Annotated in this window: 8 protein-coding genes; 1 reads left to right on the plus strand and 7 read right to left on the minus strand. The window is 65.4% G+C overall.

Translation table 11 applies throughout. From position 1 onward, the window contains the following. Positions 1-138 precede the first annotated feature (138 nt). The gene (locus VGL40_08375; GenBank protein ID HEY3315271.1) at positions 139-687 is read right to left on the minus strand and encodes a PAS domain-containing protein; all 549 of its coding nucleotides are present in this window, start codon (positions 685-687) and stop codon (positions 139-141) included. Between the two features lie 158 nt (positions 688-845). Next, positions 846-1,121 (minus strand): hypothetical protein, encoded by a 276-nt coding sequence (locus VGL40_08380; GenBank protein ID HEY3315272.1) that lies wholly within the window; start codon positions 1,119-1,121, stop codon positions 846-848. 292 nt (positions 1,122-1,413) lie between these two features. Here VGL40_08380 and VGL40_08385 point away from each other — a divergent pair, with 292 nt between their 5' ends. Beyond that, positions 1,414-2,856, plus strand: coding sequence for a sensor domain-containing diguanylate cyclase (locus tag VGL40_08385; protein HEY3315273.1), 1,443 nt, complete (start codon positions 1,414-1,416; stop codon positions 2,854-2,856). A gap of 2 nt (positions 2,857-2,858) precedes the next feature. Here the strand turns inward: VGL40_08385 and VGL40_08390 are convergent, their stop codons facing one another. From VGL40_08390 to VGL40_08410, 5 genes are all read right to left on the minus strand, one after another. After that, positions 2,859-4,100: a GerAB/ArcD/ProY family transporter gene (locus tag VGL40_08390; GenBank protein HEY3315274.1), complete on the minus strand. Its 1,242-nt coding sequence runs from the start codon at positions 4,098-4,100 to the stop codon at positions 2,859-2,861. Between the two features lie 40 nt (positions 4,101-4,140). Beyond that, positions 4,141-5,340 (minus strand): Ger(x)C family spore germination protein, encoded by a 1,200-nt coding sequence (locus tag VGL40_08395; protein HEY3315275.1) that lies wholly within the window; start codon positions 5,338-5,340, stop codon positions 4,141-4,143. Beyond that, on the minus strand, positions 5,337-6,920 hold the full coding sequence (locus VGL40_08400) for a spore germination protein (protein ID HEY3315276.1): 1,584 nt from the start codon (positions 6,918-6,920) through the stop codon (positions 5,337-5,339). Before VGL40_08400 ends, VGL40_08395 begins: the two co-directional genes overlap by 4 nt. Positions 6,921-7,126: 206 nt before the next feature. Next, complete coding sequence (locus VGL40_08405; GenBank protein HEY3315277.1) at positions 7,127-8,236, minus strand: GerAB/ArcD/ProY family transporter; 1,110 nt, start codon at positions 8,234-8,236, stop codon at positions 7,127-7,129. Between the two features lie 10 nt (positions 8,237-8,246). Then, positions 8,247-8,773, minus strand: a 527-nt coding sequence (locus tag VGL40_08410) for a Ger(x)C family spore germination C-terminal domain-containing protein (GenBank protein ID HEY3315278.1), incomplete at its 5' end; no start/stop codon positions are given.

The raw sequence follows: 8,773 nt of genomic DNA on the forward strand, positions 1-8,773 counted from the left end.
GTTCCAGCCGGCCAATCAGGGGCAGAACTGGTTCCAAGAAACCCTCCAAACGATCCCGGGCCTCTCGCAACGCTTTCTTGTCCATGCTCTCAACATAGCATACTTTCCCTCGATTTACAATCACTTAACGGAGTAGTACTAGGCCACGGTCGCCAATTGCCCCATGACGAGCCGGCCATTTTCGTCCCCGCCGGCCCCCGCTCCGTGGCCGTCAGCCGGCAGGGCGATGACCGCGACCCCTGACGGCCGGCCGGCTCGATCCGTGATCGGGCAGCAGAGAGACGAGAAGCGAAGCGGCTCGCCGGAGTCGGTGGGGATTGCGACGGCGTCCAGGAAAACGGGGCTGTTAGCCGTTCCCGCCTCTCGGGTCGCCCGTTCCAAGCGGTGGTCCTTGGTCAGTGGGGTGATCTCCAAGAGCCTCTTGCCGACGAGGTCGACCTCGGTCACCGGTCTTCCGGAAAAGCGGCTGAGAAGTGCGCAGCAAGGAGGGTTAGCAATGGTGCAGTTGAGATCGGGGCCCATCAAGACCATTACTGCAACATCCATAGAGCTGATCATCTTGGATGCAGGCCCAACGGGGGGCGCTTTACCCCCCAGGGCCATCTGGGCAAGGGTGGCGATCACCTTAAGCGAGAACGGCTCCGGACCCTCGTAAATGGCGAACACCCCCGATGAGATGTCGACCAAGGTCGTGTTACTCCTCGACCCTCCGGCCAAAAGGGGCCCGGGATGCAGTTTCGCGACTGCCGTTAGAGTTGGACCCTCAGGGCGGCAATCCCTGGTAGGTCCAGGTCCCTGGAGCACATTTTGCCGAGACAGCCGCGACCGCCTGACCCGGCAGACCGCTAACCATTGGCCGCGGCGCGGGAGCTGGTCCTGGACGGAAGGTCCAGGTCCATGCCCAGCCGGCCCAAGAGGACGGCCGGGTCGAGGGTCGAGTAGCCCCTGATGAGCACCCCGCATGGCTCGTCGTCAATTTCGTTGAAGCAGTGAAGCATGTTCGGGATCCGTCCGTCCGGCCGGGCATAGCAGTTGCGCACCCGGGCCAGGGCGATATAGAGCACGTCGGTCAGTTCATCGTAGGCGACCTTCGGGAAGGACGTCGCGGCACTAGCTGTCATCAGCGGGCCTCCCTTGGTAAGAGTTTTCTGACAACAGTCTATGCGCGACCCGCCTAGCTGCCACTTGTCATTGTTTTCACAAGGGATCCCAGCGGTGTCCACTCCCGCGCGACCCGGTCCAACCATCCGGCCACAGCCTGTCAAATCACCAGAGCCACCCGGTATTCGGGTGGCTTTGTATCTTCCAAAACGCCTAAAAAGGTCGGGCCATTCATCCGATGTTCCCTCTGTAGACCCCCCAAGGGTCAGCCGGCCCGCGCCGGGGCCTTGGGCTCGGGGGGGAGGAGAAGCATTGCGATTCAAGCTTCCGCTGAAGCCGTTTTCCATTACCGAGGGCCGCCCCGGCGATCGCTTCAAGCACTTGATCGCCTTAATGGGTGTGTTCGTCTTCGCTCTTTTTTCCTTGGCTTACGGGGCCGGATTGACGCTGGTGGCCAGGCAGCACGGCCGAATCACCCCCTGGGTCGGCCTCTTCCTCCTGCCCGGGGTGGCCTACGTCCTGTGGATTCAGAACGTCGGGGTCGCCCGCTTCCTCTCAGGCATGATCACCTGCGTCAAGGCGGCCCGGGAGATTGCCGCCGGCGACCTCGAGAGCCACATTCCGATGCTCAAGGGGAGCCTGACGACGGAACTCGGGGCGGCCCTGAACGAGGTGCGGGAGCGCTTGGCCGCTCAGAACGAAGAGCTCATCCAGCTTAACGCCAACCTGGAGGAGCAGGTCCGCAAGCGGACCCTGGCCCTGGAGTTGCTCAGCGCGGTCGGGGCCGGCCTCAACGAGTCCCTCGACGTCGGGGTCATCCTGGAGAACTCCCTCAACGCCTTGACCAGGATCGCCGGCTGGCCGATGGCGGCCATCTACATCCTCGACGAGGAGGAGCTCAAGCTGGCCACCGACCGAGGCCTTCCCCCCTTCGCCGGCGAGCAGGTCAAGCGCGGGGACCCCGGCCAGGGACTGGTCGGTCGGGCGGCGACCGGCAACGGGACGCAGGTCTGGCATCGTCCCGGTGGGGATGCTGAGGCGCCTTCGGCCGACGCGGCCTGGCTCGGACCCGGCTCGGCCGTGCCCGGGATAGCCTCGGCCGCCTTCACCAGCATGACCTGCAAGCGACGGAACCTCGGGGTCCTGGTGGTCGCCAGTCCCGAGCGGCATGACTTCACCGCCGAGGAACTCGGGGTCCTCTACGCGGCCGCCTCGGAGATCGCCGTCGCCGTTGAGAACGCCCAGCTTTACGCGAAGGCCAAGCGGATGGCCGAGCGGGATTCGGTGACCGACCTCCTCAACCACGGAGAGTTCTACCGGCGGTTGCGGCGGGAGTTGGTCCGGGCCGTCAATCTCAACCGCCGACTCTCGGTGCTGATGATTGACGCCGACGAGTTCAAGCGCTTTAACGACACCTACGGGCACCTCCACGGCGACCAGGCCCTCCGCGACCTCGGTCGGGAACTGAAAGCCTCCGTCCGCGACAACGACGTCGTGGCCAGGTACGGAGGCGAAGAGTTCGCGGTCATCGCCGTAGACGCCGACAGCGGGCGAGCCCACGACATGGCCGGGCGCATTAGGGACCGGGTCGCCATCCTCGGGCGGCAGTTCCGATTGCCGACGGTTAGCATCGGGGTGGCCGCCTTCCCCGAGGACGGGAACACCGCCGAGGACCTGATCAGCGTCGCCGACCGGCGCCTTTACCGGGCCAAGAGCCTGGGCCGCAACCAGGTGGTCGGGGCCGTGGAGGACTAAGCCTACCGTCCGGCCTCCAACCTTCTCCTCCAGCGCTCCACCGCCTTCTTGCCGATGAACAGTTCCGCCTCGGGGCCCGGCTGAGTCACGGCCGGGCTCCACAGTTTTATCCCTTTGGGAGGGGCGGACCTCCCCTTTCCGAAAGGCCCGTTGCGTCGTCCGAGGCCGAGACCGCGGATCCAGGCGACCAGGAAGAAGGCGACCGGCAGGACGTAGGCCATCAGGCCGCCCACGACGATGATGATCGGGATGGCCCGGAAGAGGTCATTGGTACCGTATGGTGGCAGGGCGGCGCCGGCCGCGATGACCCCGAGGGCCAGGAGGACCCAGGGCATGGCCTTCTCCGATAACCCGGTGACCTCGACGAAAGCCGTGCCCGCGGCCCACAGGCTGATCGACACGTTGCTGAAGACCAGGAAAGCCCCGCCGATGACCATAAACAGCCCAAGGCGTTCGATCAGAAATCCTTCGACGCGGATGATCCTAAGGACGCTGACCGTCGGGTAGAGGATCCGGAGGATGCCCAGTCGTCCGAAGATCCCCACGGAATCGAAGAAGACGAGCAGCAGGACGGCGAGGATGATCAGGGCGGCCACGGCCAGGGTCCGGGGGGCCAGACGAGGCTCGCGGACCATCGGGTTGACCATCAGGAGGGCGGGGGCGGCGAGAAAGACGTAGAAGGTCATGTAGGCGGCGCGGACCGTCTGGGCCAGGGCCGGCGGGTGGGTGACCAGGTAAGTGGGGTGGATCCGGCTGAGGCCAATCAGATAGATGACGACCATCATGAACAGCGCAAACGGGATCACAATCTGGACTGAGCGGGCCAAGCCCTGAAGGCCGCGGCTGGCCTGATAAACGGCGATACCGAGGATCAGGGCGATGAGGAGAGCCTCAGGCGTCTGCGGATAGAAGACGCTCTTCAAGAGCTCGGTGAAGTTCTTGACGACGAAGGAGGAAAAGAAGGCGGAGTAAAGGATCTGGGCATGGGCGAAGACCGTGCCGAGAGGCCCGGCGACAATCTGGAACGAGCCCACCGCCGACAATCCCGGAAAGAGCTGTCCCCAGCGGACGATGGCGAGGGCGATCACCGCCGCCACGGCCCAGGCCAGCACCAGGCCGTAGCCGGCGGAGGATCCTCCGGCCTGGATGGTCTCCCGCGGGAAGCTGAAGATGCCCAGCGCCAGGGTGCTGCTGATGATCAGGGATAACAGCTGGGAAGCACTGATTTTGGGGTGTGCTTGCACGGGCAACCCCCCTCGCGCCTCCGCCCAACGGCGGGGGCTTTCAATTGATCAGACCCTTGCGGACCAGTCGGACGTCGACCTTGATCTCGACCGGGACCGTCGGGTAGACCTCATCCCAATTCAATCGGGCCCAGAGGTCCGGGTCGTGGTAGAAGACGACCGACCCCAGACCCAGCGGGTCGGTCCCGAGTTCCTTCAGCTTGGCCAGGACGCTTTCGGTCTTCGCGGCCACCTCTTGCTTGACTTCAGCCCGGATCCGCTCGATGTCGGCCCGACTGACCTGCAGCCCCTCAGCCCGAGTGGCGGCCACCTCTCCCGTGCAATGGATGTCGAGCTGGAAACGGACCTGTCCGCCGCCGGTGAACACCTTGAGCTTCCGCTTGACCGTGACCCGCCTGACCTCGTCGTATTCGCCTTTCTTGGGTTCACCGACGGCCAGCTTGACATCGTTGGCTCGGCCGAGAAGGAACAGCAAAGCCTCGGTCTCCGACCGGTCGAGCCACCCCACCATCTTGTAGTCCTTGAAGAGGGCGAAGCCCTCGGTCATCAGGCCCCCCGACGTCCCCCCGACGTCGACGGTCGCGTCGCCCGAGCTCGGGAGGGGACCCGGGATGGTGGTCGTCGGCAGACCCTCGTCCTGCCCGGGCTCAACGGTCCGAATGAAGAAATCGATCAAACGGACCCTGATGGTCTCCGGGCGCTTCCGGGCCGACTCGAAGGTGCTGTTCAGGGCCAGGGCCGGAATCCTGCCCAGCGGCGTCGGCGTCTTGAGAATATCCTTGGCCCTGGATTCCCGGGCGACGACGAAGTTGGCCGTCTTGTCGACCTCCGGGGCCCGGGCCAATTCCATCATCAGCGGCTCGAGGCCGTCCCTGGCCAGGTCCTCGCCAAAGATGACCACCCGGGCCTGCCCCAGGAAGATCTCTCGGGCGACCACGGCCTGGACGCGGGCCAGGGCCCCACCGAACGTATCCGCGTCGGCGGAGACCTCGTAGTGGTCCGGGCCCTGAGACCCGCCGCTGGTCCCGCCGGCGGCCTTCGCCACCGCCGGCAGAGCGATCTGCAGGGTCACCTCGTACCGGTCGGCCTCGCCCTTGTCGATGCCGATGGCCAGGACCAGGGCCCGCTGGGTGATGGACACGTAGTCCCAGCAACCGGACACCACCAGGGGCAGAATGGCGAGGAGGGCGAGGATGAGGGCCAGTCCGATGAGCCGCCTCTGGGAAAACCGACGGGTCACGCGGAATCATCGTCCTTCGCCCCGCCCCGGGATTTCGCTCGTTGCTGGGCCAGTCGGAGGTCGGGGTGCTTGGCCGGCTGGTGATAGGGTTTTCCTCGCACCTTATCCAGGGGACGGGCGGCCAGGTCGCGGTAACGCAACGCTCTCAAGGGGGCACGAATGAAGTTGTCGAGGCTCCCACCGGGCACCGGGGGCGCCGACGGCGCCGTATAGGGCATTCCGAAGGAAGTCAGGGAGGTCAGGTGGGCCACGGTGAGAAGGCCGGCCACGACGATACCGAAGATGCCGAGAGTGGCCGCCCCGACGAGGAACAGGAAGAGGAGGATCCGCCAGGTGATCGCCAGCTCGAAGCTGGGGACGGCGAACGAAGACACGGCGGTCAGGGAGATGACGATGACCATGATGTCGCTGATCAGCTTGGCCTGGACGGCGGCCTGGCCGAGGACCAGACCGCCGACGATCCCGATGGTCTGACCCATCACTCCGGGCAGGCGCACGGTCGCCTCGCGGAGCAACTCGAAGAAGGCGATCATGATGGCCACCTCGAGGACGGCCGGGAAGGGGACCCCCTCGCGAGAACCGGCGATGCTGATGACCAGGTTCGTCGGGACCAGTTCGGGGTGGACGTCAAGGAGGGCGATGTACCCCGGAGCCAGGACGAGGGTGAGGAAGACCCCGAGATAGCGAACCAGCCTGATCAAGGTTGCCCCGGTCCACTTGTGTAAGTAGTCCTCGCTGGTCCGCATGAAGTCGCCGAGGGCGGCCGGGACAATCAGGGCGAAGGGCGTCCCATCGGTGAAGATGACCAGCTTCCCCCGGATCATCTCCATGGCGGCGAAGTCCGGCCGCTCGGTCGAGCGGATCAGGGGGAACGGGGTCACCACCGAGTCTTGGATCATATCCTCGAGGGCGAAACTGCTGGCTACCCAGTCCAACTTGATCGCCGCCAGGCGTTTTCTGGCCGTCTCGAGGACGGCCGGGTTGAGAATGCCCTTCAGGTATACCAAAGCGAGGGCCTTGGGGCTTCTGGTGCCCACCTTGGTGTATTCGACCCGCAGGTCCGGCGAGATGAGTTCACGACGGACGAGACTGACGTTGGTCACCAGGTCTTCGATGAAGGCCAGCCGGGGACCGCGGGTCGTCCGCTCGGTCTGCGGCTCGCCCAGACCCCGTTTGGGCCACCCCTGGACACCCAGGGCCAGGGCCGTCGTCGAGCCGTCGATCAGAAGGACCGCGTCGCCGCGAAGGACCGAGTCCTCAACCTTCGAGAAGGTGGTCAGCTCCTTGGCTTCGCCGATCGTCACCACCTGGGCCAAGAGGTCCTTGACCGAAGAAAGGTCGACCTGCCCCCCGGGCGGGACCGGCAGTCCGAAGGCATCCGCCCGACGCAGGGCCCCGAGGAGGTCGGTGTTAACGGTCTTCTCGTCGATCAGCCCATCGACGAAGACCAGCAGGGCCTGCGTCCCGCCGTCCCGTCCAAACCGGAGCGACCGGACGACGACATCGCCGGAGGCGGCCACGCCTTGCTTCAGTCGCTCTTCGACGTCAGCCAAGCGCGTCGGGATGGGGTTGACGGCCAATGAGGGCTCACCCCCGGGCGTCGACGAACCCCACGACGGCGGTCGGTCTTGACCACCCGGTCTTCCCGGGGTCAGTTCGTCCGAGGCCTCGCCGGCCGTGAGGCGAGTGACTCGGCCGGCGGCCGACGGGGCATCTGGCCCAAGTGGACTGGGGCTGACCGCGGCGATCGGCCGCGGTCGCAGGAGCTTGGGTGACCGCGGCGGTCTCATGACCGAGCCCCGGCGGCGACCTTACCGGAGGGCCTCAGCATCCCCCGCAGGGCCAACCACAAGAGGCCGAAAAGGGGTAAGGACAGCAGGTTCAAGCTGGCGATCCAGAAGGTGATCAGCCTCAGCTCATTGGAGGTCCGAATGAGCCCCGATGCCAGGAGGGCCGTGGCCGAGAAGATCGTAGCCATGACGGCGAAGCTCGGCTTTCTAAAGAAGGCCCAGACTCCCAGGGTTCCGGCCCAGACATCCAGGGCCATGGAGAAGCTCACCTGAATGGAGAGGATCAAGCGCAGGAAGAACTCCAGCCGTTCCACCGGGAAACTGTAGACGGCCAGTGTGGTGATGGTATACAGGAAGGGCGTGGTCGTCTCGTTGGCCCCGCCGAAGCCGAGCATGGCCAGGGGCTGAAGGATCGAGAAGACGATCGCCGACCCCCCCACGGCCTTGGCGAGGAGCATGGTCCTGATGGGCTTGACCTTCTTGTCACAATGGACCACGAGCAGCGCCGTGACCCAGCCGGCCCGGATGCCACCCAGGCTGGCGGTGAAGGCGAGGTCGCCAAGGTGCACGTTTTGGGGGTCCCAGAGCGGCAGGAGATAGCCGAGGTCCATGCGGTGCCAGGACAGCACCAAGGCAAAGAGGATTGAAGCCATCAAGAGGACCAGGACCCAGGGGGCCAGGCGACCCATCCGCACGGCCCCCGAGAAGGTCAGACCCAGGGCGGCCAGCATTGGCAAGGACGAGGCGATGATCTCGGGGGTACGAATCAGGAGCGTCCCGCTGAAAAGAAGCAAGTTGAACCGGGTGTCCAGGACCAGGCTGGCCAGAGTGAGGACAGTCATCCCGGCGATCCCGATCCGCCCCAGCCAGCCACCCTTATTCACGGCCAGTTCGATCAACTCGTGGTCCCTCAGGCGGACGGCCAGGCTCACCACCACCAGTGAGGCCACCAGGTCCACCGCGAGGGCCAGGAAGGGCATCACCCAAGCCATCCGCCCCCCCGCGTCGACGAAGGCCGAGGGCATGAAGACGAGGTTGGCGCAGACGACGCCGATAAAGCTGAGGCTGAAGAATTCCCGATGGCCCAGGGTGACGAGGAGCTTCATGGTTTTCCCCCTACTTGGTGAACCCCCGGTTACGGGCCCGGACCCGAACCTTCACGTCGACCTTGGCTCGAGCGTAAGCCTCCCGCCAGGTGTCTGCATCGGCCAGGGCGGGGTTGCCAGGATCCTTGCGCCGCAACAGCTCGCCGAAGCCAAAGGCGTCCGCCCTCAGCTCCTGCATGGTCCTCAGGACGTCCCGGATGTTCTCCTCTTCCTTCTTCTCCAGCGCGCGTTCCAGGCGCCCGAGTTCCGTGGGCGAGGTGATCGTCACGCCCGCCGCCTCGACGAGCTCTCCCCCGACCGTCTCCTGGAGGTGGAGGGTCAGGTTGTCGCCTTCGCTCGTGATCCAATACTTCTTGGAGCCGCTCGTGACGTGGAGAGAAAGGAGCCTGCCCGGAACGAGGTCGGTCAACATGCTCACGACCCCCTCGGGATAGCCCCGCTTGACGCGCCCGAAGACGGCCACCTGCTCTTCGCTGAGCCAGCCGACCAGCCTCCGCCGGCTGAAAAGGGCCAAACCCGAATGGTTCAGGCCAAACT

Source organism: Bacillota bacterium, assembly GCA_036504675.1.
GTDB lineage: Bacteria > Bacillota > Sulfobacillia > JAJYWN01 > JAJZPE01 > DASXUT01.

Excerpts from the sequence above, each read along its gene's own strand:
- VGL40_08380 (HEY3315272.1), bottom strand. The coding sequence starts at position 1,121 with ATGACAGCTAGTGCCGCGACGTCCTTCCCGAAGGTCGCCTACGATGAA.
- VGL40_08405 (HEY3315277.1), bottom strand. The coding sequence starts at position 8,236 with ATGAAGCTCCTCGTCACCCTGGGCCATCGGGAATTCTTCAGCCTCAGC.